This window comes from Mesorhizobium sp. M0514 (genome assembly GCF_040321145.1).
Lineage (GTDB): Bacteria > Pseudomonadota > Alphaproteobacteria > Rhizobiales > Rhizobiaceae > Mesorhizobium.
In genome coordinates this window covers 107,224-132,641 of record NZ_JAMYQZ010000002.1, presented here as the reverse complement: position 1 = coordinate 132,641, position 25,418 = coordinate 107,224, and the positions used below count along the sequence as shown (strand labels likewise).

General features: G+C 63.5%; 23 protein-coding genes and 2 pseudogenes. 10 read left to right on the top strand and 15 right to left on the bottom strand.

Annotation, left to right across the window (positions count from 1 at the left end):
* Nucleotides 1–36: 36 nt before the first annotated feature.
* Together NKI61_RS01540 and NKI61_RS01535 are read right to left on the bottom strand one after the other, a co-directional pair.
* Nucleotides 37–330, bottom strand: a complete 294-nt coding sequence (locus NKI61_RS01540; RefSeq protein ID WP_352838707.1) for an HlyU family transcriptional regulator — start codon at nt 328–330, stop codon at nt 37–39.
* A gap of 101 nt (nt 331–431) precedes the next feature.
* On the bottom strand, nt 432–1,103 hold the full coding sequence (locus tag NKI61_RS01535) for a PadR family transcriptional regulator (protein WP_352838706.1): 672 nt from the start codon (nt 1,101–1,103) through the stop codon (nt 432–434).
* Between the two features lie 272 nt (nt 1,104–1,375).
* Between NKI61_RS01535 and NKI61_RS01530 the strand changes: the two genes are divergently transcribed.
* On the top strand, nt 1,376–1,633 hold the full coding sequence (locus tag NKI61_RS01530) for a DUF2798 domain-containing protein (protein WP_023672449.1): 258 nt from the start codon (nt 1,376–1,378) through the stop codon (nt 1,631–1,633).
* A gap of 45 nt (nt 1,634–1,678) precedes the next feature.
* Here the strand turns inward: NKI61_RS01530 and NKI61_RS01525 are convergent, their stop codons facing one another.
* The 5 genes and pseudogenes from NKI61_RS01525 to NKI61_RS01505 form a co-directional block, all read right to left on the bottom strand.
* Nucleotides 1,679–2,059: a thiol-disulfide oxidoreductase DCC family protein gene (locus NKI61_RS01525; RefSeq protein ID WP_352838705.1), complete on the bottom strand. Its 381-nt coding sequence runs from the start codon at nt 2,057–2,059 to the stop codon at nt 1,679–1,681.
* Between the two features lie 69 nt (nt 2,060–2,128).
* A complete protein-coding gene (locus NKI61_RS01520; RefSeq protein ID WP_023672447.1) occupies nt 2,129–2,422 on the bottom strand; it encodes a GYD domain-containing protein in 294 nt (97 codons plus the stop codon).
* A 190-nt stretch (nt 2,423–2,612) separates the two neighbouring features.
* Nucleotides 2,613–4,637 carry an RNA polymerase sigma factor RpoD gene (rpoD, locus tag NKI61_RS01515; protein ID WP_023672446.1) on the bottom strand — a complete coding sequence of 675 codons (2,025 nt, stop codon included), beginning with the start codon at nt 4,635–4,637 and terminating at the stop codon, nt 2,613–2,615.
* A 412-nt stretch (nt 4,638–5,049) separates the two neighbouring features.
* Nucleotides 5,050–6,990: a DNA primase gene (gene dnaG, locus NKI61_RS01510; protein ID WP_352838704.1), complete on the bottom strand. Its 1,941-nt coding sequence runs from the start codon at nt 6,988–6,990 to the stop codon at nt 5,050–5,052.
* Nucleotides 6,991–7,161: 171 nt separating this feature from the next.
* Nucleotides 7,162–7,530, bottom strand: a pseudogene (locus NKI61_RS01505) (RcnB family protein).
* A 388-nt stretch (nt 7,531–7,918) separates the two neighbouring features.
* On the opposite strand from NKI61_RS01505, the gene NKI61_RS01500 reads away from it, so the two are divergent.
* The 3 genes from NKI61_RS01500 to NKI61_RS01490 all read left to right on the top strand — a co-directional run bounded on the left by NKI61_RS01500 (nt 7,919) and on the right by NKI61_RS01490 (nt 11,194).
* The gene (locus tag NKI61_RS01500; RefSeq protein ID WP_352838703.1) at nt 7,919–9,583 is read left to right on the top strand and encodes a Na/Pi cotransporter family protein; all 1,665 of its coding nucleotides are present in this window, start codon (nt 7,919–7,921) and stop codon (nt 9,581–9,583) included.
* A gap of 92 nt (nt 9,584–9,675) precedes the next feature.
* Nucleotides 9,676–9,981, top strand: coding sequence for a DUF2061 domain-containing protein (locus NKI61_RS01495; protein ID WP_352838702.1), 306 nt, complete (start codon nt 9,676–9,678; stop codon nt 9,979–9,981).
* A 31-nt stretch (nt 9,982–10,012) separates the two neighbouring features.
* Nucleotides 10,013–11,194: an MFS transporter gene (locus tag NKI61_RS01490; protein WP_352838701.1), complete on the top strand. Its 1,182-nt coding sequence runs from the start codon at nt 10,013–10,015 to the stop codon at nt 11,192–11,194.
* Nucleotides 11,195–11,201: 7 nt separating this feature from the next.
* Here NKI61_RS01490 and NKI61_RS01485 read toward each other — a convergent pair whose 3' ends face one another.
* Together NKI61_RS01485 and NKI61_RS01480 are read right to left on the bottom strand one after the other, a co-directional pair.
* Entirely contained in the window at nt 11,202–11,759 is a 558-nt protein-coding gene (locus NKI61_RS01485) for a GNAT family N-acetyltransferase (protein ID WP_352838700.1), read from the bottom strand.
* 69 nt (nt 11,760–11,828) lie between these two features.
* Nucleotides 11,829–12,278, bottom strand: a complete 450-nt coding sequence (locus NKI61_RS01480; protein WP_352838699.1) for a GatB/YqeY domain-containing protein — start codon at nt 12,276–12,278, stop codon at nt 11,829–11,831.
* A 258-nt stretch (nt 12,279–12,536) separates the two neighbouring features.
* Here NKI61_RS01480 and carA point away from each other — a divergent pair, with 258 nt between their 5' ends.
* The gene (gene carA, locus NKI61_RS01475; RefSeq protein ID WP_352838698.1) at nt 12,537–13,754 is read left to right on the top strand and encodes a glutamine-hydrolyzing carbamoyl-phosphate synthase small subunit; all 1,218 of its coding nucleotides are present in this window, start codon (nt 12,537–12,539) and stop codon (nt 13,752–13,754) included.
* Nucleotides 13,755–14,017: 263 nt separating this feature from the next.
* Here the strand turns inward: carA and NKI61_RS01470 are convergent, their stop codons facing one another.
* The 3 genes from NKI61_RS01470 to ypfJ form a co-directional block, all read right to left on the bottom strand.
* Nucleotides 14,018–14,938, bottom strand: coding sequence for an aldo/keto reductase (locus tag NKI61_RS01470; RefSeq protein ID WP_352838697.1), 921 nt, complete (start codon nt 14,936–14,938; stop codon nt 14,018–14,020).
* Nucleotides 14,935–16,200 (bottom strand): TCR/Tet family MFS transporter, encoded by a 1,266-nt coding sequence (locus tag NKI61_RS01465; protein ID WP_023740196.1) that lies wholly within the window; start codon nt 16,198–16,200, stop codon nt 14,935–14,937. The genes NKI61_RS01470 and NKI61_RS01465 overlap by 4 nt, the downstream gene beginning before the upstream one ends.
* A 176-nt stretch (nt 16,201–16,376) precedes the next feature.
* On the bottom strand, nt 16,377–17,312 hold the full coding sequence (gene ypfJ, locus NKI61_RS01460; RefSeq protein ID WP_023672436.1) for a KPN_02809 family neutral zinc metallopeptidase: 936 nt from the start codon (nt 17,310–17,312) through the stop codon (nt 16,377–16,379).
* A 187-nt stretch (nt 17,313–17,499) separates the two neighbouring features.
* On the opposite strand from ypfJ, the gene NKI61_RS01455 reads away from it, so the two are divergent.
* Nucleotides 17,500–19,566 carry a hypothetical protein gene (locus tag NKI61_RS01455; protein WP_352838696.1) on the top strand — a complete coding sequence of 689 codons (2,067 nt, stop codon included), beginning with the start codon at nt 17,500–17,502 and terminating at the stop codon, nt 19,564–19,566.
* Between the two features lie 28 nt (nt 19,567–19,594).
* Here NKI61_RS01455 and NKI61_RS01450 read toward each other — a convergent pair whose 3' ends face one another.
* Nucleotides 19,595–19,783, bottom strand: coding sequence for a hypothetical protein (locus tag NKI61_RS01450; protein ID WP_023672434.1), 189 nt, complete (start codon nt 19,781–19,783; stop codon nt 19,595–19,597).
* A gap of 91 nt (nt 19,784–19,874) precedes the next feature.
* Nucleotides 19,875–20,323: pseudogene (gene mntR / locus NKI61_RS01445) on the bottom strand (manganese-binding transcriptional regulator MntR).
* A 257-nt stretch (nt 20,324–20,580) separates the two neighbouring features.
* Here mntR and NKI61_RS01440 point away from each other — a divergent pair.
* The 3 genes from NKI61_RS01440 (at nt 20,581) to NKI61_RS01430 (ending at nt 23,694) form a co-directional block, all read left to right on the top strand.
* Nucleotides 20,581–21,939: an Nramp family divalent metal transporter gene (locus tag NKI61_RS01440; protein ID WP_023672432.1), complete on the top strand. Its 1,359-nt coding sequence runs from the start codon at nt 20,581–20,583 to the stop codon at nt 21,937–21,939.
* A gap of 124 nt (nt 21,940–22,063) precedes the next feature.
* Complete coding sequence (locus NKI61_RS01435; RefSeq protein WP_023733300.1) at nt 22,064–22,921, top strand: protein-L-isoaspartate O-methyltransferase family protein; 858 nt, start codon at nt 22,064–22,066, stop codon at nt 22,919–22,921.
* 122 nt (nt 22,922–23,043) lie between these two features.
* Nucleotides 23,044–23,694 (top strand): dihydrofolate reductase family protein, encoded by a 651-nt coding sequence (locus tag NKI61_RS01430; protein ID WP_023727458.1) that lies wholly within the window; start codon nt 23,044–23,046, stop codon nt 23,692–23,694.
* Between the two features lie 63 nt (nt 23,695–23,757).
* Here NKI61_RS01430 and NKI61_RS01425 read toward each other — a convergent pair whose 3' ends face one another.
* Nucleotides 23,758–24,636, bottom strand: a complete 879-nt coding sequence (locus tag NKI61_RS01425) for a LysR family transcriptional regulator (RefSeq protein WP_502899826.1) — start codon at nt 24,634–24,636, stop codon at nt 23,758–23,760.
* A gap of 87 nt (nt 24,637–24,723) precedes the next feature.
* Here NKI61_RS01425 and NKI61_RS01420 point away from each other — a divergent pair, with 87 nt between their 5' ends.
* The gene (locus NKI61_RS01420; RefSeq protein WP_023672428.1) at nt 24,724–25,323 is read left to right on the top strand and encodes a LysE family translocator; all 600 of its coding nucleotides are present in this window, start codon (nt 24,724–24,726) and stop codon (nt 25,321–25,323) included.
* The last annotated feature ends 95 nt before the right edge of the window (nt 25,324–25,418 follow it).

Below are 25,418 nucleotides of genomic sequence, written 5' to 3'. Positions count from 1 at the left end.
ATAAACAACCGGTGCAAATGTTGGCCACCGCAGGCCCTACCCAAAGATCCTCTCGCCTTGCTCGTCGACCAACTGCATGCCCTTCTTGATCGAGATGTCGACGGCGTCGTCCAGTCCGGCAAAGCGATCGGCGCGGATGAATTTGTGTTCCTTCATCACGCCGTCGACTTCCTTCGAAACCACGCCGCAAGTTTGGTACTGGCCGCCCTCCGCCTTGTAGGGCGTGGCGCTGATCAAAAATCCCTTGTGCTCAACCTGCTTTGCCGGTGCTGCGCTCTTGGGCTCGCCCCCCTCACCGCCACCACCGAAAAGACGCTTCAGAAAAGACATGGGGCTTCCTCCAACGGCAATCATCCTGCACCACATCTCGCGGTACAGGATGATTTTCAGTACCGTTCCTAAGTAGAACGGGCAAGCGTTCTCGCCAGGGGTCAACCGCGCGATAGCGCTTCCAGGGCTTCAGCGGCGGCTTCCAGGACTGCAATCGCCTCGGCCTGCTTTTCAGCCGGCGCGTCGACGAGATCGCCGAGCGCGGCACGCAGCCGGTGGCGCACGGCGCGGAACTCGTCGCGGGCTTCCGAGCGACCACCACGCCGTCCGCCTTCCTCGCCGTCGTCGTTCCAGCCGAACCAGTCCCGCGCTTTCGCCATCTTGCGGCCGAAGCGCTCAAGATGCTCGAGCACGCCGTCGATCATCTCGCGGTTCTCGGCGAGATGCGCCTGGCCCGCCTCGGTGATCGAAAACACCTTCTTGTTGCCGTCGGCGGCTGAAGCCGCATAGCCGGCCTCTTCCAGGAAGGTCAGCGTCGGATAGACGACGCCCGGGCTCGGGCTGTAGATGCCGCTGGTGCGCTCTTCCAGCGCCTTGATGATATCGTAGCCGTGGCGAGGCGCCTCGGCCAGCAGCGACAGCGTGATCAGCTTGAGATCGCCGTCGGCCAGCATGCGCCCGGCGCGAAACATGTCGCCCGGGCCGCCGCGTCCACCGCCACGTCCGCCGTGGCCGAACGGACCAAAGCCGCCGCCCCCTCTTCCACCAAATTTGCCTGCCATGTGCAGGAATGCGCGCTCGGCGCGCTCGCCAAAGGGATGATGTCTGTGCATGAATTGCTCCTTGAGTTATATCTTACGATACATGTTAATTAGGCTTACCCCGCCGACGAATCAAGATATATCTTACGATGTATCTAAAGGCGGCGCCAGAAGGTTGATTTCGCCGCCGCCGGCAGCTAGAAAGCGCGTGAGGGCCAAAACCTCTCCGTAAGCGTCTGACGTCAAGCAACGCATCCACCCCGGTCTTTCGGGGCAGTTCCGCCGGAAACCCGGCGCAATGGATGCCAAATGCGACGGACCGGATGTTTCAGGAAAATCCAAAAATGACCACGACCCGTAAGCGCGGCAAGCTGCCGGCGCGCTATGCCGCAATCGTCAGCCCGCTGGTGCTGTCGCTGCTGATGACCTTCATCGTCTCGTTCATATCGACGCTGAAAAGCCTTGGACTGCAACCTGATTTGCCGGCTGTCTGGCTCACTGCCTGGGGCCTGTCCTGGCTGGTAGCGTTCCCAACGTTGCTCATGGTGCTGCCGGCGGTGCGCCGCATTGTCGGCTGGCTTTGCGAGCCGGCGTCCCGGTAACGCCCATGACGGTAAGGCCCGCAGATATCTTCGGGCCTTGCCTCGCTACCAGCGGCCCTTGCGCCGGTTCCTGGCATAGAGAAGATCGGCGAAACGATCATAGCCCAAGCGCGTCAGCGGCAGCGCGACCGGATTACCGAAGAGCGTCGCCAGCCAGCCCTCGCCCGGCGTCGCCCGCCAGACGGCAACCGCGACATCGGCGCCGACCAGCAGCCTGCCTTCGGCATCGGTGGCATGCAGCCGGCGGCGTATGTCCTCCAGCGAGGCGCTGTAGCAAGAGAGCGCCGCCGGTTCGAGGTTGATGTCGCGGAATTCGATCCGCCCGGCCTTGATCGCCTCGATCAGCCGCCGTTTCTGCCGGGTGATGCCGCCATCGCAAACCGGGCAGCGTGTGTTGTACCAGACGGTCAGCGCAGGCTTGGACATGGCGCGACTATCACCCTGACGGCACGGCCCCGCAACATGACGCCGAGCCGCACGGACCCGCGCCCAGCGCTATCCAAGCGAAGTGACGATCTCGCGATAGGCAAATTCCGGGAAAGCCTTGAGCGTTCGCGTCTTGACGCTGCCACCCGTTGCCAGCATCAGGGCGAAACGAGCAAGCACAGCATCGTCGGGCGCCTCGATAATCGCCACCATGTCATATTCGCCCATAGTCAGGTAAAACGCCTTGAACGAGCCGCCCATGTCGGCCAGTTGCTTCTTGGCGGCATCGAGCCGCTTCGGCGACTCTCGGATATTTCTGGCGCCCTGTTCCGTCCAGTTCATCAGCAGGATGTAGGTTGTCATCACACACCTCCCTCCGGCGCCACGGAGCACGGCTGAGGACATCAGCCGGGGCGGACATCCGGTTTTTCGCCCAGAACATGCATCCGACCAGGCAAGTATCCTCCCGACGGAGATGGGCGCCAAGAGCCTTCACCCGGCAACAAAAAGGGCGCCATCGGCGCCCTTTTCGAATGCTGGTCTGTTGCCGGTATCAGCTGTCGAGGAAGCTCCTCAGCTTGCGGCTCCGGCTCGGGTGCTTGAGCTTGCGCAGCGCCTTGGCTTCGATCTGGCGGATACGCTCGCGCGTCACCGAGAACTGCTGGCCGACTTCTTCCAGCGTGTGGTCGGTGTTCATGCCGATGCCGAAGCGCATGCGCAGCACCCGCTCCTCGCGCGGCGTCAGCGAGGCGAGCACCCGCGTGGTGGTCTCGCGCAGATTGGCTTGGATCGCCGCATCGATCGGCAGGATCGCCATCTTGTCCTCGATGAAATCGCCCAGATGCGAATCCTCTTCGTCACCCACAGGGGTTTCGAGCGAGATCGGCTCCTTGGCGATCTTCAAGACCTTGCGCACTTTTTCGAGCGGCATTGCGAGCTTTTCTGCCAGTTCCTCCGGCGTCGGCTCGCGGCCGATTTCATGCAGCATCTGGCGCGACGTGCGCACGATCTTGTTGATCGTTTCGATCATGTGCACCGGGATGCGGATGGTGCGCGCCTGGTCTGCGATCGAACGCGTGATCGCCTGCCGGATCCACCATGTCGCATAGGTCGAGAACTTGTAGCCGCGGCGGTATTCGAATTTGTCGACCGCCTTCATCAAGCCGATATTGCCTTCCTGGATCAGGTCGAGGAACTGCAGGCCGCGATTGGTATACTTCTTGGCGATGGAGATGACGAGGCGCAGATTGGCCTCGACCATTTCCTTCTTGGCGATCGCGGCTTCCCGCTCGCCCTTCTGCACCTGGTTGACGATCTTGCGGAATTCCAGGATCGAGATCGCCGTCTCGGTGGCGAGGTTCTGGATTTCCGAACGCAGATCCTTGATCGCGTCCTTCTCGTTCTTGGTGAATTCCTTCCAGCCGCGCGAGGTCAGGTTGCCGATCGAGCGCGTCCAGTTCGGGTCGAGCTCGGAGCCCTGATATTCCTTGAGGAACTCCTCGCGGCGCACGCCATAGCTTTCGGCCAGGCGCAGCAGCTTGCCTTCGTTCTGCACCAGGCGCTTGTTGATGTCGTAAAGCTGCTCGACCAGCGCCTCGATGCGCGCCGTGTTGAGCGACAGCGACTTCACCGCCTTGATCAGCTGGTCCTTCAGCTCCTTCAGGCGGCGGTCCTGGCTTGGCGACAGCGTGCCGGTCGCGGCCAGACGGTTCTCGACCTGCTGGTCCTGCAGCTTGCGCAGCTTCTTGTAGGTGTCGGCGATGACGTCGAGCGTCTCCATCACCTGCGGGCGCAGTTCCGCTTCCATCGCGGCCAGCGACAGGCTCGCCTCGTCCTCGTCTTCCTCGTCGTCATCGACCAGGCCGCGCGTGTCGGCGCCGACATTGGTGATGTCGTCTTCCTCGTCGCGTCCACGCCTCGGCTTGTCCTCGGCCTTGGGCGCCTCCTCGATGCGCTCGACCACCGGCGCCTGCTTGGCTTCGGGGCCGGCATAGGTGGCTTCGAGGTCGATGATCTCGCGCAGCAGTATCTTGGATTCGTTGAGCTCGTCACGCCAGATGATGATGGCCTGGAAGGTCAGCGGGCTTTCGCAGAGGCCCGCAATCATCGTCTCGCGGCCGGCCTCGATGCGCTTGGCGATCGCGATTTCGCCCTCGCGCGACAGGAGCTCGACCGAGCCCATCTCGCGCAGATACATGCGCACCGGGTCGTCGGTGCGGTCGGTCGGCTCTTTCTTGGTGGTCGTGGCGGCGACGGCGGTGCCGGTCTGCTCGGCCAGCTCGTTGGCGTCTTCCTCGGCGTCGGCATTGCTGTCGGCGGCCTCGGGCTCCTCGCTCTGATCGTCGTCCTCGACCACGTTGATGCCCATGTCGGACAGCATCGCATTGATGTCTTCGATGCGATCCGGATCGGTCTCTTCCGACGGCAGCACCGCGTTCAGTTCGTCGAGAGTCACATAGCCGCGCTTCTTGGCGGCCTTGATCATCTTCTTGACAGCATCATCGGAAAGGTCGAGCAGAGGCCCATCGGTGGCGCCTTCACGTTCGGTCTCGACCTCTTCCTTTTCCTTTGTCGCCATAGTCTTTATCTTCTCCTAGCGGCCGAGCATCGAAGCCGCGTAGCTGCCGCACCGGTCAAACTACATGCGCTGGTGGCGCTTAACCGGGCCGGTAACCGAATCAACTCTTTTGTTTGTTCATATCGTGCCCCCAAAACCGGTTTTCACTTTTGGGCGATATGCATTAAGTCCAGATTAACCCTGATATCTGTGGCAGGCTGACAGCCTGTCCAGTGATCAGCACCTCGCGTCAGTGCATTTCCATCGACGCCGGCGCGGGTTAAAGTTTCGAATCGTCCTGATTCCGTCATTCTGCCAGAAGGTCAAGCGCCTCTCGCATGATTCGCATCAAAAAAGCGAATCAATTACCCGACTTAGAGGCGTCGATTCGACGCGCAGCACGTACAACATTCATTCTTGCGCAGGTTTCGACCTAGACGCGCCCACCCCTGCCTGAGGATACACCGAACCCTTCGATCAGCGCTTCCGTTGCTTGTACATCACGGAATTGCGCCTGAATGTCGATGAGGTGCCGGTAGTTTTCGTCAGTGGGATCGCTGGCGAGCGCTGCTTCCGCCTGTTTCAGCTCCTTATGTAAGGTGCGCGCGCTGCGCTGCAAGTGCAGCGCCTGGTTGAAGGCGTCGCGGGCATCGTCAAGCGCTGCGGTTTCCAGCGCGGGCCATTGCCTGGCCCGTTGGATGAGCGCCACGGCGCGCCCCCAGATATCGCTGCAGCCGGCACGTTCGATGGTGGCGATCACCGCGCTACGGTCATTGGCCATGTCGTGCGCCATCGCATCGAGGATGGCGGCGTGCAGCCGCTGCAGATCGGTGTTGGCGAGATCGAGGAACTCGACATGGGCGAAGTTCTCGTCGATCAGCGCCGGATGGTTGACGAGAGCTACGATGATCGTCGCCTCGCGCACCGACATCATCTCGCCACCGCGCTTGACCATGGCGGAGCGGCCGAGGCTTTCTGTGATCGCGGCGCGCGCGCCTGCCCCGCTGCCTTTGGCGAACTGTCCGCCGGGTGCGGGCGTTTTGCCCTGCCCCGGTTTCCAGTCCTGGCGACCTTGCCGCACTTCGCGCTGGGCGCTGAAGAAGGTCAGCTCCCGCTCGCGCATCCACTGCTGGTAGTGGTAGCGCTGGCTCTCATCGCGGATGCGGCTGGTCAGTTCGCGCAGCGTCTTTGTCAGCCCCGCCCGCCGCTCCGGCGTGTCGAAGACGCCACCGGATGTCTCACGCATCCACAACAAATCAGCGAGAGGCCGCGCTTCCGCCAGCACGGCACGAAACGCGTCCGGCCCTTCTGCCTTGACCAGATCGTCGGGATCCTTGCCCTCCGGCAACAGCGCAAAGCGCACCGACCGCCCGGCCTGCACCGACGGCAGCGCGAGATCCGCGGCCCGCCACGCCGCCTTCAGCCCGGCCTGGTCGCCGTCGAAGCACAGCATCGGCTCAGGCGCCATGCGCCACAGAAGTTCGAGCTGGTTTTCGGTGAGCGCGGTGCCGAGCGGCGCCACGGCATTCTCGAAGCCGGCCTGCGCCAGCGCGATCACGTCCATATAGCCTTCGACGGCAATCACCGTGCCGCCTTTCGCCAGCGCTTTGCGGGCGCGGGCGAAATTGTAGAGCACGTTGCCCTTGTGGAAGAGCTCTGTGTCGGGCGAATTCATGTATTTGGCCAGCGCATCGGGTGCCAGTGCGCGGCCGCCGAAGGCGATGATCTTGCCGCGAGAATCCGGGATCGGGAACATGATGCGATCGCGGAACCAGTCATAGGAGACCGGGATGTCGTCGCCATGACGCACCAGCCCGCAGGCCTCGATGTCGGCCTTGGGCACACCCTTGGCGGCAAGATGTTCCTTCAGCGCATTGCGGCTGTCGGGCGCAAAGCCCAGCCGGAACGATTGCTGCGTCGCCGGCGTCAGCCCGCGATCCCTGAGATAGGCGCGGGCTTTTGCACCCTCCGGTCCTTGCAGCCGCTCCTGGAAGAAGGCAGTCGCCATCTCCATGACGTCGGTCAGACTGGCGCGTTCCTTCTCACGCTGTTCTTCCCGCTCGTCGCGCACCGGCATCGGCACGCCGGCCATGTCGGCGATCTTCTCGACCGCTTCGGGAAAGCTTAATCCGTCGAGCTCGGTCAGGAACTTGAAATGATCGCCCGACACCGAACAGCCGAAACAGTGATAGCGGCCCTTCTTGTCCTCGCAGTGGAAGGAGGGGCTCTTTTCGCCATGGAACGGACAACAGGCCCAATAGTCGCCGCGCGAGGCGTTGGTCTTCTTCCTGTCCCATGCGACGCGCTGGCCGATGACCGATGAAATCGGCACACGGTCGCGTATCTCATCGAGAAAGGCGGGCGGAAAGCGCATGGGGGAACTCGTTTGTCCCTCATATAATCATGCTCGCGGAATCCGACGACCCTTATTGCGGACCATACCCGGTTTCCACAGCCAAAAAGCCCGATTTCTACAGCCAAAAGAAAGGCGGCCGTTTCGGGCCGCCTCCTTTCAAGTCTCTGCATTGCGCCGGCGAGGCCGGGCTTAATGCGCGGCAATGGCGCCGAAGATGATGCCGGACAGGACGCTGACCAGCACATAGTCGTTGCCGACGCGGATCCATTCCTGGCCGCGGCCGGGGCGATGCAGGCCATAGCGGCCATAATCGCGGATCGGCTGGTGCCGCTTCCAGCTGGAATATTTCTGGCCATTGCGCCAATGGCTGCGCTTGACGACCACCGTCTTCTTCACGACGCGCTTCCTGATATCGACATGCTTGCCGGGCCTCTGCCAGTCGACCTGCGTGTAATTCGACTACGGTGCGACCGGTGCGTTCACCGGTGCGGCCTGGCCGGTAAGCGAAGTGGCGGCCAGCATCGAGAAAGCGAGGGCGGAAAGAACAATACGTTTCATAGCGGGGCTCCTTGGTTGTCGATGCCTAGGGAATAGCGCCCGAAGGATGAACCGAAACTGAACACTAGCATTACATTTACGTAATGAAATCCTGTGCTTATTCTGGATATTTGAACATCATCGCAAAGGCGATTGCCGGGAGTCCGGCAAACCGGGACGATCCGCTGCCATCACCAGGGATCCGGCATGCAACCATTTGCGCATCCGTCCATTTTTCGACACGCCCTGTCGCGCCGCGACGGCTCTTGAAATCGACAAGATTTTATTACCCGGCTAAAATATTCCGGATATTGTTCAAGACTGTCATGACCATGATTCGCTGCCCCGTTTTCCTCCCTGCACTGCGCGCCCTCCGCGTCGCGGTCCTTGTCTGCGTGCGGGTTTCGAAATGAGCGGCTCCGTCGTCCTGCTGCATCTGGCGGGCGCGGTGGCGCTGATGCTATTTGCCACCCGCATGGTCAAGACAGGCGTCGAGCGCGCCTATGGCGACGTGCTGCGTCACCGGTTGCGCTCCACCATGCGCAATCCGATCATGGCGGTGCTGGCTGGCTGCGGCCTGTCGATCGCACTGCAGAGCTCAACCGCCGTCACGCTTCTCGTCGGCTCCTTCGCCGGCGCCGGCATCGTCTCGGGCATGTCGGGCCAATTGGCGGTGCGCGGCGCCGAGATCGGCTCGGCGCTGGTGGTCAAGCTCTTGACCTTCGATCTGACGCTGCTGGTGCCGATCTGCCTCGTCGCCGGCACGGTCATGTTCATGGCCACTGAGCGGCGCGACTGGCGCCAGTTCGGCCGCATCCTGGTCGGCATCGGCCTTCTGGTACTGTCGCTGGAGATGATCGGCCAGGCCTCGGAGCCGCTGCGGCAGAGCACGCTGATGCCGCTCATCATCGAATATTTCTCCAGCGACTACGTCACCGCCTATCTGCTCGCCGCGCTCGTTACCTGGCTCTTCCACTCCTCGATCGCCGCCGTGCTTTTGATGGTGACGCTGGCCGGCCGCGGCTTCATCCCGCCCGAACTCGGCGTCGTGCTTGTGCTCGGCGTCAATCTCGGCTCGTCGATCATTGCGCCGCTGCTCACCCGAAGTGCTGAACCTGGCGTGCGCGTCGTGCCGATCGGCAATCTGTTGATGCGCGGCATGGGCTCGCTGGTGATGCTGATCCTGTTCATGACGCTGAAGCCGCCGGTCGCCTTCCTCGGCGCCACCGTGCCCGACCAGATCGTCAACGCCCACATACTGTTCAATGTGCTGATCCTGCTCGCCGGCCTGCCGCTTGCCAGCCTGATCTATCGTGCCTCTGAGAAGATCGTCGCAATGGGCACCAAGCCGGCGCTGGCTACAGAGCTCGATGTGGTCGAACTGTCCGCCCTCAACGACGGCGCGCTCGACGTTCCGAGCCAGGCGCTGGCCAACGCCACCCGCGAGGTGGTGCGCGTCTGCGAGACGGTCGAGATCATGCTCAAGCGCATCATCGAGCTGTATGAAAGCGCCGACGGCGACAAGATCCAGGCGCTGGCCGCCCTTGACGACCGCGTCGACAGGAAGCACGCGGCGATCAAGCTCTATCTGGCCAAATTGACCAGGAACTCGCTCACAGAGGGCGAGGCGCTGCGCTGCCAGGAGCTGATAGGCGCCTGCGTCAAGCTCGAGCAGGTCGGCGACATCATCGTGCGCAACATGCTGGTGCATGTGAAGAAGAAGTTCGAGCGCGGGCTGGAGTTCACGCCCGAGGGCTGGAGCGAGCTGCTCGCCTTTCACACCTCGGTGCTGGCCAATGCCAGGCTTGCTTTCAACGTGCTGGTGTCGCGCGACCCTGAGACCGCCCGCCAGTTGGTGCTGGAAAAGGACCGGCTGCGCGACCGCGAAAAGGAAACCAGCGCCAGCCATTTCGTGCGCCTGCGCGACGGCACCGCCAAGAGCGTCGAGACAAGTTCCATCCACCTCGACACCATCCGCGACCTGAAGCAGATCAACTCGCTGCTCGCGTCGATGGCCTACCCGGTGCTGGAAGAGCGCGGCCTGCTCGGCGGCTCCAGGTTGAAGGCGAGCTGAGCCCGAACAAGCGCCTGCTGCGGCAAAATTAGCCTTTGCGCCTTCAGCCTTCCGTCAGCTAAGCATCGGCCAGGCCACCGGGAGGAAAATCGATGGACACTCATTCGCGCAGCTTCGCCAAGGCGCTTTCTTGGCGCGCCACAGGCACCATCGACACGATGATCATCTCGCTCGTCATCACCGGCAGCATCAAGCTTGCCGCCGCCATCGGCGCCACGGAGGTCGTCACCAAATCTTTGCTGTATTACGTTCATGAGCGGGCGTGGCTGAAAATCCCCTACGGCAGAAAGAACACCGCGTACGCGCAGCGGCTGCCCGGTCGGAATGAACCCTCTCAAGAAAAGCTAAAGCGGCGTCGACAATTTCTGCATTGCCGGCAAGCGCCATCCATGATTTGAGGCCAACTCATCCAAGGATCGCTTCCGCGCCATGCTTCCGCTCATTGCCCTGTTCATTGCCGCCTTCGCTTTCGGCACCACCGAATTCGTCATCGCCGGTGTATTGCCGCAGGTGGCCGACGGCCTCGGCGTCTCGATCCCGACCTCCGGCTATCTCGTCTCCGGCTATGCCGGCGGCATTGCCGTCGGCGGGCCATTGCTGGCGCTCGCCACCAAGGGCATTTCCCGAAAAACCCTGCTGCTTGGCCTAACCGTCGCCTTCACCATCGGCCAGGCAGCCTGCGCGCTGGCGCCCGATTTCACTTCAATGCTGCTTCTGCGCATCGCTGTGGCCATTGCCCATGGCGCCTATTTCGGCGTCGCCATGGTGGTTGCCGTCGGCCTTGTGCCCGAGGACAAGCGCGGCATGGCTGTCGCAGTCATTCTCTCCGGCCTCACCGTCTCCAATGTCATCGGCGTGCCGGCGGGTACCGCGATCGGCAATCTCTGGGGCTGGCGCGCCACCTTCTGGGTGATGTGCGCGCTTGGCGTGGTGGCTTTTGCCGCCATGGCCGCCCTCCTGCCGCGCAAAACGGGCGCATCGAGCCCGCCAGCTAACCTTGGCCATGAGGTGCGCGTGCTGGCGCGCCAGCAGGTCTGGACCTCGCTCATCCTGATGCTGATGCTGATGATCGGCCAGTTCGGCCTGTTCACCTACATCACCCCGACACTGCTTGAGGTGACCCACCTCGATGAGAGCCTGATCCCCTGGGTGCTGCTGCTCAACGGCGTCGGCGCCACGATCGGCGTCTTCCTCGGCGGCAAGCTCTCCGACTGGAAGCTGATGCCGTCGCTGATCACCATGCTTGCCCTGCAGGCAGCGATGCTCGGCGTGATCTATGTAGTCAGCCCCTACCCGCTACCGATGGTCGTTGCGATTTTCCTCTGGGGCGGCCTCAACTTCGCCATCGGCACGCCGATCCAGACCCGTATCCTGGCCTGGACGGCCGACGCCTCCAACCTCGCCTCCTCACTCATCCCGTCCGGCTTCAATGTCGGCATCGCGCTCGCCGCATCGCTGGGCGCTGCCATGCTCAATGCCGGCTATGGCTATCGCAGCCTGCCGGTTGTGGGCGCTGCCGCCATGCTGGTCGCGGTGGTGGTGGCAATTGCGTCCTATGTCTGGGAGGGGCGCAGCCGTGCAGCGCCGCCGCTGCCGGCGGCAGCGGAATAGCGTCAGTCTAAAGATCGATCCGGAACAGCAAGCTCTCGGCGCCGCCATACGCGGCGTCCTTGATGAACGGACCGACCACACGGCCGCCATTGGCCAGCACCACCTTCTGCGAGGCCGGATTGTCGAGGTCGGTGGTGAGCTCGACATAGGGCAAGCCGACCGCCCTCGCCTCATCCAGCATCAGCCGCAGCGCTTCCGTCGCATAGCCGCGTCGCCGCTTCCAGGGCACCACCGCATAACCGATATGGCCGAGCACATGCGACGGCAGCGCCGACGTTCCGGGCTGCCAGCGAAAGCCGATCGAGCCGGCGGCCTCGCCGTCCCAGATCCAGCGCCGGAAGCCGGGCAGGCGCGGCACTGTCGTGCCGTCCGGCAAAGTGATCGGCGGCCCCTTGCCTTCGGGATCGTCGAGGCCGGCGAGAAACCCCGCCGGATCTTCCTCGATCGCCGCAAGCTGCTCGCGCGTTGCCTCTTCAAGCCGCACATTGTCCGGCGACCAGCCACGCTCGAGCGCAGCCTTGTAGGACGGCAGATGTTCAAGCGCGGGTTTGACGATTTCGATCATGACGACAGACGACTTGGTGTCCGGCCCGCCAGCCGGAGGTAGCGACGGACAGCCCTACTGCAGCAGGCCCTACTGCAACAGTCCCTTGACGATGCCGCTCGCCTTGCCGAAATCCATCTGGCCGGCATATTTCTGCTTCAGCACAGCGATCACCTTGCCCATGTCCTTCTGGCTGGTCGCACCGGTCGCGGCGATCGCTTCACGCGCCGCCGCAGTCACCGCCGCCTCGTCCAGCTGCGTCGGCAGGAAGCCGCGGATGATCTCCATCTCGCCGCGCTCCTGCGCGGCCAGTTCCGGCCGCTTGCCATCTTCGAAGGCCTTGGCCGATTCCTCGCGCTGCTTCACCATCTTGGCCAGGATCTGCAGGATTTCCTCATCGCTGGCGGGTTCCTTGGCCGAACCGCGATTGGCAATGTCGCGGTCGTGGATGGCGGCCTGGATCAGCCTGAGCGTCGGCAGCCGGTGCTTGTCCTGCGCCTTCATCGCGCTTTTCAGGGATTCGGCGATTTTTGCGCGCATGATGCTTTCTCCTTCGAACGGCGCGGACAATAACCGCGGCCCATCCGCAAAGCAAACGCGCCAAAGCCCTGATATCGTTCGACGAAACAAATGCTCGCCGTTTTGGCACGGCATCATTGACCGCTCTGGCGCCTTCCCCTATGTACTCGGCCTTGCATAAGACAAAGAATTGATGCGCGCAGGCTCGAGAGATCGGCCGCGCCGTTTGCTGCGCAGATGGCCCGCCATCGAAGCGCGCAGCGTGACAGGAGCGTCGCCATGGCCGAGATGACCCCCGAACTGACCCCGCCTTGGGCAACCGAAAAGCCGACCGCCGTCCTGGTGCTGGCCGACGGCACCGTCATCGAGGGTCGCGGCCTCGGCGCCACCGGTTCCGCCGTTGCCGAAGTCTGCTTCAACACCGCGCTCACCGGCTACCAGGAAATTCTCACCGACCCGTCCTATGCCGGCCAGATCGTCACCTTCACCTTCCCGCATATCGGCAACATCGGCACCAATGACGAGGACATCGAGGACTTGAACCCGGTCGCCCGTGCAGGCGCCGTTGGCGCGGTGTTCAAGGCCGATGTCACCAACCCGTCCAACTACCGCGCCGACACCGGGCTGGACCAGTGGCTCAAGAAGCGCGGCATCGTCTCGCTGTCGGGCATCGACACCCGGGCGCTGACCGCGCTGATCCGCGAAAAGGGCATGCCCAATGCCGTCATTGCGCACGCGCCCGACGGCATCTTCGACATCGACGATTTGAAGCGGCGCGCCGCCGCCTGGTCGGGCCTGATCGGGCTTGACCTCGCCAAGGAAGTCACCTCGGGCCAGTCCTCGGTCTGGCGTGAAACGCCCTGGGTATGGAACGAAGGCTTTGGCGAACAGGCCGAGCCGTCGATGCACGTCGTCGCCATCGACTACGGCGTCAAGCGTAACATCCTTCGCCTGCTTTCCGGCCTCGGCGCCAAGGTTACCGTGGTTCCGGCCGGCACCGGCTCGGAAGAGATCCTGGCCATGCAGCCCGACGGCATCTTCCTCTCCAACGGCCCCGGCGACCCGGAAGCCACCGGCGACTACGCCGTGCCGGTCATCCAGGACCTGCTCAAGACCGACATCCCGGTATTCGGCATCTGCCTCGGCCACCAGATGCTGGCCCTGGCGCTCGGCGGCAAGACCGCCAAGATGCACCAGGGCCATCACGGCGCCAACCACCCGGTCAAGGATCATACCACCGGCAAGGTCGAGATCGTCTCGATGAACCACGGCTTTGCCGTCGATGCCGACTCGTTGCCCGAGGGCGTCGAGGAAACCCATGTCTCGCTGTTCGATGGCTCCAACTGCGGTATTGCGCTCACGGGCCGTCCGGTGTTCTCGGTCCAGCATCACCCCGAGGCCTCGCCCGGTCCGCAGGACTCGCACTATCTGTTCCGTCGTTTCGTCAATCTGATCCGCGAAAAGCGCGGCGAGGAACTGCTGGCCGAACGGGTTTGATTTTACAGGTCTTCGCCTAGCCGTTGCCCAGATCGTGATGCTCCGAATAGCCGGAGTTACAAACGCGGCGCGATTGCCCTTGTCTTGGGTCAATGGAATAAACCGGTCAACCGGTCTGTTTGTGACGGCGCGAAGCGACGAAGGCTTCGAGAGCGCCGACGGCATCCCCTGAGCCCAAGCCCCCCTCATCGCTTCGCTTGCGCGCCGCATTAACGGACGAAGCACACACCTATGGCGGGTTCGAAGTTCGCGCCTGGGTAACCTTATGCCACCGGCCGGCCTTCGCTGGCCTCCAGTATGGCGAACCATTGCTGGCGGTCGAGGTCGATCTCCAGCGCCTTGACCATGGGGGCCAGCCGCTCGGGCTTCATTGTGCCCAGCACCGGCGCCAGCCGCGCCGGATGACGCAGCAGCCAGGCGATCGCGACGGCGGCGAGATCGCCGGCGCCGATCTCGGCAGCCACCGCCGCGATTGCCGCCCTGACCCGCGCCTCGCGCCCTTCCTTGCCGGTGAACAGCAAGCCGCCGCCGAGCGGCGACCAGATCATCGGCGCATAGCCGAGGCGTTGCGCGTGATCGAGGCTGCCATCCACCAGCGCATTGGTTTTCAGCACCGACATCTCGATCTGGTTGGTGGCCAAGGCAAACGGCAGCCGCGAAGCCAGAAGGTCGAACTGCGACGGCGTGAAATTGGAGACCCCGACCGCTCTCACCTCGCCCGACTTGACCAGCCCGGCAAGGGCCGCCGCCGTCTCGTCGGCATCCATCAGCGGATCCGGCCGGTGCAGCAGCAACAGGTCGAGATAGTCGGTGCCGAGATTGGCGAGCGAACGGTCGACCGAGGCCGCAATATGGGCGGCACTGGTGTCGTAATGCTTCAGCCGGTTCTGAGGCCGGTTGGCCGATGCCAGCATGATGTCGCATTTCGAGATCAGCTCGATGCTGTCGCGCTTGCCCTTCCAGCGCGACAAGCCGGCGCCAAAGGCAGCTTCCACCTGGTAATGCCCGTAAATGTCGGCATGGTCGAAGCTGGTCAGGCCGAGATCGACCGCGGTGCCGATCAGCCGCGCGACCTGATCGGCGTCCGGGCGCGCGGCGTTGTCGAGCAGGCGCCAGGCGCCGAACACCAGCCGCGACAGCGACACTCCGTCCTTGGTCAGCTCTATGCGGCTGTCATGGCTCATATCTGGGCTCCATCTTCCGCAGCGCTGTTGGCAACGCTTTTCACCGCCGTCGGCCTCGCAACTTTCGTTACAAAGACAATGACGGCAAGCGTCAGGAAGCACGCGCCAACCAGATAGGGCGCGCCGCCAAACACCACGGGCGCATTAGGCCCGGTGAACCAGGAAAAGATCGCGGTGTACAGCAGCGGCGTGATGATCGAGGTGATCGAGAAGATCGACGTCATCGCGCCCTGCAATTCGCCTTGCGCCGATGGCGGCACCTTGGCGGCGGCGAGGCTTCTCAGCGGCGGATCGGCCAGTGCTTCCAGGCAGCCGACGACGATCACCGCATAGATCATCCAGCCTTGCGAGGCGAAGGCGTAGCCGAAGGCGCTGGCCGCCGTAAATGTCAGGCCGATCACCGCCGTCTTCCACTCGCCAAGTTTGGGGATCACGCGCGGCAGCACCGTCGCCATGACGATCGCCCCACACAGGCCGAAGGCGCCGAGCGAGAAGCCGATCTGCTGCTCGCTCCAGCCATAACGATAATTGGACACGAACGACCACACCGCCGGATACATCATGTGGCCGAGCGTCATCAGGAAGAAGGCGAGCCCGATCCAGCCGATGCCCTGATATTGGCGCATCTGCAGCAGCGTGCCGACCGGGTTGGCGCGTTTCCACTCGAAGCGGCGGCGGTGCTTTTCATCGAGCGTTTCAGGCAGGAAGAACATGGCGATGAGGAAGTTCACGAAGGCAAGCCCGGCGGCAAAGTAAAACGGCACTCGCGGCCCGAACGTGCCGAGCAGCCCGCCCAGCACCGGCCCAATGACGAAGCCGACGCCGAAGGCGATGCCGAGCAGACCGAAATTCTTCGCCCGGTTGTCGTCGTTCGAGATGTCGGCAATGAAGGCCGACGTCGTCGAGTAGCTGGCGCCCGAAATGCCGGCCAGCACGCGGCCGATGAACAGCATCGGATAGGACCAGGCGATGGCGCAGATCAGATTGTCGATCGAGAATGTAAGCACCGAGGCAAGCAGGATCGGCCGCCGCCCGAAGCGGTCGCTCAACCCGCCCATGATCGGCGCAAAGAAGAACTGCATCGCGGCATAGACGAAGAACAGCCAGCCGCCCTCGATTGCCGCTTCGCTGATGCCGACGCCGGAAAGCTCCCTGAGAAAGGCCGGCAACACCGGCATGATCATGCCGAAGCCGATAATGTCGAGCAGCAGCGTGGTGAAGACGAGCGCAAGGCCCCGCCTGGCGGTTTTGGGGTCGATCATGATGGCGTCTGCTCCCTCGGACCGCCCTTGGGCGGGCGCCCGTTATAGGCGAGGCGTCACTTTGGAACAATAGGAGAACGCCTCAGGCGTTCTCCTCCTGACATCTGTTGCCGGTGGTGAATCGGCCCGCCGACGGATGCGCTTTGAACCGCGGTCGGCTGGAACTTGCGAGCGCCTCAAACCGGACCGGTCAGCGTGTTGCAATCCGACAGCTTGCCGCTCTTGTAGCCGCGCGCCAGCCAGGTCTGCCTTTGCTGCGACGTCCCGTGGTTGAAGCTTTCCGGAACGACATAGCCCTGCATCTTCTTCTGCAGCGTATCGTCGCCGATCTGCTTGGCGGCGTTGAGCGCCTCTTCGATGTCGCCCTGTTCCAGAATGCCCTTCTGCGCGGTGAAATGCGCCCAAACGCCGGCGAAGCAGTCGGCCTGCAGCTCGATGCGCACCGACATCTGGTTGGCTTCCGCCTCACCCATCGACTGCCGCATCTGGTTGAACTTGGGCAGGATGCCGGTGAGGTTCTGCACATGGTGACCGACTTCATGGGCGATCACATATGCCTGGGCGAAATCCCCCGAGGCGCCGAACTGCTGGTCGAGCTGCTGGAAGAAGGTGGTGTCGAGGTAGACCTTGTGGTCGCCGGGACAATAGAACGGTCCGGCTGCCGTCGAGGCGGAGCCGCAGGCCGAGCGGATCTGGCCGCTGAACAGCACAAGCTTCGGGTCCTCGTATTTCAGGCCCTGCGACTGGAAGATGCCGGTCCAGGTCTCTTCGGTCTCGGCCAGCACGGTCGCCACGAACTGCTTCATCTCGTCGGAAGCAGGCGTGCCGGCGCCGTCGTCCTGGCCGCCGCTGTTGTCGGTAATCTGGCCACCGCCACCCGGCAGCACGCCGCCGCCGTCGCCGCTGCCCAGGATCTGCGACGGGTCGAAGCCGAAATACCATCCGGCCAGCACCACGAGGACGACCAGCAGGATGCTGCCGCCGCCGCCGGTGCGGCCGCCGATCGGGATGCGGAACTGGCCAGGGCTGCCGCCGCCGAAACCACCACCGCCGCCGCTGTCGCTGCGCTCGTCCTCGACATTGTCACTCTGACGGCGGCCCTTCCAGAGCATGGCAACTCCCCGTATGCAAATTTTCGGCTGGCCTGGCCGATTGTCGTGGCCCAGTCCGACCCAACAGACAATTATCGCAATGGTTGCGCCAAGTCACAGTATTTTTCGTGGCGGCGGCATCGCGTTCGCACTCTGGTCGAGGCGGCATGCGCGCTGTAGCATCCGGTTCGAACGGGGTGTCGGGGACTTGCGGACGATCGGTCGATTTCTGCTGCTGGCCGTGGTGCTATGCCTCGGCCCGTCGCCGGCGCGCGCCGTGACGCTCGATTCCAGCGTCGCCGTGACCGACCCCGAGACATTGCAAGCGCTTGAGCGTGGCGGCCTGTCGATCAGCCGCCTGCTCGGCCCGGCGCTGGGTCTCACGCGCGAGGTCGACAATCGCGGCCTGTTTTCGGTGCGCGCGCTGACCCCTGTGCGCAACGCCGTCAAGCAGGAGATCGCCGACGAGCCTGCCAATAGCCCCGATCCTTACGTCGCGGCCATGGCCAAGTCGAAGGACACCAGCCAGAAATTCAACCCGAAATACATCGACGATGACGGCTCGACGCTCGACCTGACCGGCGTCGTCAACCGCATGGACCGCGGCTATCTCGGCCACACCGAATGCGGCGAGATCAGGCTGATCTACCGCTTCCACTATTCGGTGGCGGAGAAGCCCACGAAGGGAAAGACAGCGCAACGCATCTCGTCGCGGCTGCCGCTGACCATGAGTCTGGTCTTCAACGCCAGGCCCGGCGAGGCTCGCCCCCGCGCTTCGAGAGACCGTCCAAGCGCCACCGCCGTTTCCTGTGCCGAAATCGCCAAGCGCTGGCTCGCCGCCGGCCAGAAGAACCTTGCGCCCGAGCAACTGGCAGCCTGGCTGCGCTCCGACGAAGGGCCGCTCTCCAACGCCATGCTGAATTCGTCGCAGATCATGCGGCTTGAGCTGAACATGCAGGTTCTCCGGCTGTCGGCCTCGAGCCGCCGCGACTTCGGTGGCCACGCCGAATATCTCCTCAAGATTTTCAAATGGGACCCAACGACGTCCACCTTCCAGGAATCGAAGATGGAGAACCAGATCGACCGGAAAGTGGTTCTGGCCGACCGGCCGGCCTTCGCCAAATGGCTGCTCACCGACCGCAACATCTACGATCTCGACCGCGGCCGGCTGGTCATCGACGACAAATTCCTGGCGACCAGCGCCGTCTCGGTCGCACCCGGCGGCATGGCCAGATCGCAAAACAACATCGCCTATGGGCTGCTCGATGATGCTGACATCGACAGGGCGTTGCAGGATTATGTCGCCAGGGGCAACACGCTGCGCAGCGTGAAATCGGTGGCCGGGTTCAATCTGCGTCTCAACGAAATGACCTGCACCGGCTGCCACCAGACGCACGGCATTGCCGGCTTCCACTATACAGGCGCCGATCCGGCCAACGAGCCGCGCCGCAACGCCGTCTTCGTCCCCGGCTCGGCGGTGTTCTTCGCCGACCTGCCGCGCCGCCGCGCGATCGTCGAGGACTTCGCCACAGGCGGCCATCCGGATTTCTCCCGCGGCTTCGCCGCCCGTCCGGACGCCAAACTCGCCGAAGCGCTGAAAAGCACCGATCTCTACAATGGCTGGGGCTCGATCTGCTACAGCGGCGAGGATGCCAGCTTCAAGGACTGGAGCTGCGGCGAAAGCCTGCGCTGCGCCGGCGTCCATGAAAGCGACATCCATCCGGGCTTCGGCACCTGCGTCAGCGAGGCGGCCACCGCAGTCGGCGACCCCGTCGAGTTCGGCGAGATCAAGATGTCGAGCTGGGGCAGCGACAAATATTGCCGCCTGTCGCCGGCCACCGCAAAAGCCTGCGCCATCGATCCGGCGCGCGACAAGAAACCGGTAATCAAGCTCGCCGGCTATGGCGCGGCGCGCCAACGCTACGACAACCCCGAGCAGAAGACCGGTGGCTTTCCCGGGGGCATGCTGCGCAAGGCAAGCTGCGACAAGCTTCCCGACGAGGCGACTTGCGGCCGCCTCGCCAAGACCGGTTTCAACGACTGCATCGCGTCGGGCAAGGACCACAAATTCTGCACCAAGGAATTCACCAAGACCGCCGGCCTGCGCGCCTGCGACAAGGCGCATCCCTGCCGCGAGGACTATATCTGCACCGCCGGCTACGACGATCTGGCCGCAGCCAAGCCTGGCAAGGGCTCCTGCATTCCGCCCTATTTCATCTTCCAGTTCCGCGTGGACGGCCATCCGCGCAGCTGGGTGCAGGACACCGAGGAATGAGCGGCAGGTTGCCGCTTGCGAACAGAACTCAGATCTTCTGCTTGGTGCCGGCGCTTTTGCCGTCCGAGCTTTTGGAGCGTTCCTCGAAACGCGCGGCGCCCTTTTTCAGCGCATGGCCGGTTTCGACCTCGGTCTTGCGTTCGTCCTTTGCCGCTGCCTGCCTCAAACCCTCGGCCGCCTGCTTGCCCTTCGCGGTCGGTGCCTGTTCGACGCCCATGTTTTCCTCCTTGGCGCGCAACAATCACGCGCAACGTCAGGAGCAACGAGCCTGACGTGCGGAGGTTCCAGTGGTGCGGCCCCGGCACCCCTCAGCCCGGCGCGATCATCGCCTTGCGAAAGGCTTCCAGCGTCTCGGCGCTGACATGATGCTCGATGCCCTCGGCATCGATGCGCGCCGTCTCGGCGCTGACACCGAGCGAACGCAAAAACGCTTCTACCGTCTGGTGGCGGATGCGGCTCTCTTCCGCCACCTTGCGCCCGGCGTCGGTCAGGAACACACCGCGATAGGGTTTTCTGGAAACGAGCCCGTCGGCGCACAGCCTGGTCAGCATCTTGGCCACCGTCGGCTGGGCGACACCCAGCCGCGCAGCAATATCGACCTGACGCGCCTCATTGCCGTCCTCGATCAGGTCGGCGATCAGCTCGACATAATCCTCGACCAGCGCGCCGCTTCGCGCTGCTGCCGGAACCCTTTCGAATGAATCTCGGCGTCAGGCAGCGGCTCCTCGCGTCCAACCGGTCTGTGCTTCAGCGCCAACACGCGCTCCTTCCTATCTTTTGACAAGAATCGGCTTTGGGCAAAGCAATCGCCCTTTGCCATTCATAGCACGGGCTTAACTGTTCCAGCCGTTTATTTCCATTCCATGGCAGGCGCAACCGGCGTTTGCGATCCCCTGCCGGCCTGCCGGTCGGCGCAACAGGAAGCACATACAATGAAATATAGCCTATTGCATAATGTTGAGCCCTGGCATAGATAGGATGACGTCAACCGATCCACCCAGTGGAAAGCCCTCCATGTCCGAAGCTGACGCTACCTTGGGATCATCCTGGCGATTTGACAGGCCGGAGGACAATCCTCCCAGCCTGCGCGAGGTGAACTCCACGATCGCGGTGCCGCAGTCCGGCGTCTGGTTCCGTCGCCTGTTCGCCTTCATGGGACCGGGCTACATGGTCTCGGTCGGCTATATGGATCCGGGCAACTGGGCCACCGACCTCGCCGGCGGCGCCCAGTTCGGCTACACGCTATTGTTCATCATCATGCTGTCCAACCTGATGGCGATCCTGCTGCAGGCGCTTGCCGCCCGGCTTGGCATCGCCACCGGCCGCGACCTCGCCCAGGCCTGCCGCGCCTATTATCCGCGTCCCGTCAGTTTCGTGCTGTGGATCGCCTGCGAACTCGCCATCATCGCCTGCGACCTCGCCGAGGTGATCGGCACGGCGATCGCGCTGCAGCTTCTGTTCGGCATTCCGCTGATCGGCGGCGCGTTGCTGACGGCGCTCGACGCCTTCATCGTGCTGCTCTTGATGAACAAGGGTTTCCGCTATCTCGAAGCCTTCGTCATCGCGCTTCTGATCATCATCTTCGGCTGTTTCGCCATCCAGATCTTTGCCGCTGCCCCTCCGGTCGGCTCGATCCTGCATTCGATGTTCGTGCCGTCGACGGAGATCGTCACCAATCCGGCGATGCTCTACATCGCCATCGGCATCATCGGCGCCACGGTGATGCCGCACAATCTCTACCTGCACTCCTCGATCGTACAGACACGCGCCTATGAACGGACCGAAAAAGGCAAGCGCGACGCCATTAAATGGGCGACGACGGACTCGACCATCGCGCTCGTCCTGGCGCTGTTCGTCAACGCCTCGATCCTGATCGTCTCGGCGGTGGCCTTCCATGGCACCGGCCATCAGGATGTCGCCGAGATCGGCCAGGCCTTCGAGCTCTTGTCACCGCTGCTTGGCCTCGGCATCGCCTCGATCCTGTTTGCGGTGGCGCTGCTGGCCTCCGGCCTCAACTCGACGGTTACGGCAACGCTTGCCGGCCAGATCGTCATGGAAGGCTTTTTGCGCCTGCGCATTCCGCAATGGGCGCGCCGGCTGCTGACGCGCGGCATCGCCATCGTCCCGGTGGTGGTCGTCACCGCGCTCTATGGCGAAAAGGGCACCGGCCAGTTGCTGGTCTTCAGCCAGGTGGTACTGTCGATGCAGCTGCCCTTCGCAGTCATCCCGCTGGTGCAGTTCGTCTCCGACAAGAAGAAGATGGGCAACCTTGCCATTCCCCGCGGCGTGGCGGTCCTCGCCTGGGTCGTCGCGGCGGTCATCCTGGTGCTCAACTTCAAGCTGCTCTACGACACCGTCTTCGGCGTCGGCTGAGTTTCTTCTTGAACTGCTCTATCTCTTGTTTGACGCAATTCCGGGCGGAAAGCCGCCTCACACTTTTCCTGGAATTGCTCAAGACGGCGACAAACCGGCGGCTTGCGCTATCTTACCGGCCATCATGACAAGTGTCGAAGACGCCAGGAAATTTTACGCGCAGCTGATGGCGGCCAATGCCGGCTCGGCCGATCCGCGCCTCGAAGAGGCGTTCGCCACCGTTCCGCGCGAGGCCTTTCTCGGTCCCGGACCCTGGGCGGTAGTCGCCGGCAGGGCGCTCACCACCGGCAACGGCAAGATCATGACGCCGAGCGCCGATCCTGTTCACATCTATCAGGACGTGCTGGTGGCGCTCGATGCCGACAAGGGCATCAACAATGGCGAACCCTCCTTGCACGCGATGTGGATCGGCAGGATCGCCCCCAGACCGGACGAGGCCGTCACCCATATCGGCGCCGGCACAGGCTACTACACCGCCTTGCTGGCGCGGCTGGTTGCGCCCGGCCCGGTGACCGCCTTCGAAATAGAGGCAGATCTTGCTGCCAGAGCAACAAAGAATCTCGAAACCTACGGCAATGTAAGCGTCGTCCACGGCGATGCCGTCACCGGCGATCTGCCGCCGTCCGACATCATCTATGTCAATGCCGGTGTCGTCGCACCGCCGGCTCCTTGGCTTCGGGCGCTGAAAGCGGGCGGCCGCATGATCTTTCCCTGGCGTCCGTCCCAGGGCGTCGGCCTGGCCGTGATGGTAACCCGCAACGACAAGGGCTTTGCCTGCGACCCCTTCATGCGCTCGTGGTTCATCCCCTGCGTCGGCGCCTCGGCGGCCGGTTCGGCGGCCAAAATCCCCGACCTCCAGAAGGCGGCGCGCAGCCGTTCGATCTGGCTGACGTCAGACAGGGCGCCGGACCGGACCGCCACCGCCATCATCGGCGACGTCTGGTTTTCGTCGCAGGCGCTTGGCGGCGGGCGACGGCGGTAGGTACCCTTGTCGGCCGGCAGCGTTTTTTTGCCAACGCCTGTCGGGCGGCCGCCGGCCTGTCCGTCCTTAGTTTAGATCGAAATCCGGCCCTGACGGCGCGGATCCTGGAAAAGGAAAATCCAATGCGAAAGATCATCGCTTCCACCTTCGTCAGCCTCGACGGCGTCATGCAGGCGCCAGGCGGCCCGGAAGAAGACCCGGTTGGCGGCTTCGAGTTCGGCGGCTGGACGTTCCACTACTTCGACGAGGTGGCGGGGGTGGCCATGGAGGAATTGTTCTCCAAACCCTTCGCCCTGCTGCTCGGCCGCAGAACCTACGACATCTTCGCCGCTTACTGGCCGTATCAGAAAGATGCCATCGGAGATGCCTTCAACCCTGCGACTAAATATGTGGCGACGCATCGGCCGGATTCGCTCACCTGGGAAAATACGCAATGGCTTGGAGAAGATATCGTCGCGGCGTTGCGCCGCCTCAAGAAGGAAGATGGGCCTGACCTGCTCATCCAGGGTTCGAGCGAGCTGATCCAGACTTTGCTCGCCAACGGGCTGATCGACGAGATCCGGTTGATGATCTTCCCGCTGCTGCTGGGCAAGGGCAAGCGGCTGTTCGATGGTGGTGCGATGCCCGCCGCTTTCAAGCTGGTCAAGTCGCAGGCCACTACCACAGGCGTCATCATGGCGACCTACGAACGCGGGGGTGAGGTCAAGGTCGGGTCGTTCGCTACGCAGAAGCCGTCAGAGGCCGAGCTCGAGCGGCGTAAGAACTGGAAGTAACAGGGACAGGCTTGGCACCTTTCCTCTCCCCCGATCGACGGGGGAGAGGAAATGCAAGTTCTGTCAAGCCGCCACAGCCCGCCGTGCCAACCCACCCCGGATATACCGCGCGAACTCCTGCGCTGCCGGCGCCGTGCCGTACTTCGGCAAATGCAGATTGATGGAAAAATTCGGCAGCGGCGGCAGCCCGGCATCAAAAGCCAGGATGTCAAGATCGGCAGGCACGGTGGAGGCCAGCCAGGCGGTGACGGCAAGGTCGGAGCGCACTGTCGCGGTCGTCGCGTCGATGTTGCCGTTCTCGAACACGGTGCGCCATTCCAGCCCGTGCTCGTTCAGCGCCGACAGCACCACCGGTCGGAAGGCGCAGGTGTCGGCGACGATCGACACCGGCAGCGGCCGCTTGGCACGGGCGACTCCGCCCTTGGCCCCGACCCAGACCAGCCGGTCAATGGCCAGGCATTCGCCGGCGGACGGGCCGACCCGTTCCTCGATGACGGCAAGATCGATAGTGCCGGCCGTAAGAGCCGCGGCAAGGTCCGGCGAAGCGGCGCAGAGTAGGGATATCTCGACCTGCGGATAGGTCTCGGCATAGGCCTTCAGCACCGGCGCCAGCAAGGTGCCGACAAGGTCATAGGGAACACCGAGCCGTACCTGGCCGGCGACCTCGGTGCCCGCCATCTCGGCCCAGATCTCGTCATTGAGGCCAAGCAACCGTTTGCCCTTGCCGAACAGCCGCTCGCCGGGCCGCGTCAGCCGCAAGCCACGCCGGTCGCGCTCGAACAGGCTGCAGCCCAGCGCCTCCTCCAGCCTTTTGATCTGCTGGCTGACGGCGCCTTGCGTCAGATGCAGCGCGTTCGCCGCCGCCGTCATGCTGGCCTTGTCGGCGACAGTGACGAAGGTGCGGATCAGCGCTGTGTCGAGGTTGCGGATCATGGTTGGCATTATATCTGCTAATGCCAACCATCGCAAACATTGCATTTACTGAAGTATGCAGAAGTCTACCGTAGGGCCTTCGATGGAGGACGCCTCATGTTGCAGCCCATCTTTCCGCTCATCCTGTTTGCCTTCGTGGCCACCGTCACGCCGGGCATCGCCACCACCCTGTCGACTGCTTCAGGTGCGCAGTTCGGCTTTCGCCGTTCCGTTCCCCTATTGATCGGCAGCGCTGCCGGCCTCGCCACCGTGACCGCTGCTGCCGCCGCCGGGCTCGCCGGTCTGCTGCTGGCTATGCCTTCGCTGCAACTGGCGATGAAAATCATCGGCTCGCTCTATCTCATCTGGCTGGCAATCAAGATCGGCCGCGCCGGGCCGCCTAATCTCGATGTGGCGATGGCAAAACCCAACAGCTTCTTCGGCGGCGCCGGCATTCAATGGATGAACCCGAAGGGCTGGGCGATGGGACTGGGGGCGGCGGCCTCGTTCGCAGCCCTTGCCGACGGGCCGGGACAACTCGCGCTGCTGCTCGGCTCGACCTTCGGCCTCACTGCAGCCGTCTCGCTGTCGATCTGGTGCGTGGCGGGCATGGTGCTGGCACGGCTGCTCGAGACCGAATGGCAATGGCGCGCGCTCAACATCGTGCTGGCGCTGGTGCTGGCTGCATCGATCATACCGATGTGGCGGGGAGCGTAAACGCAGAGGTCGGCGCCAGTACCCCCACCCGGACCTGCGGTCCGACCTCCCCACAAGGGGGAGGTAGGGGAGCGCGCACTTTACCCTCCCCCTTG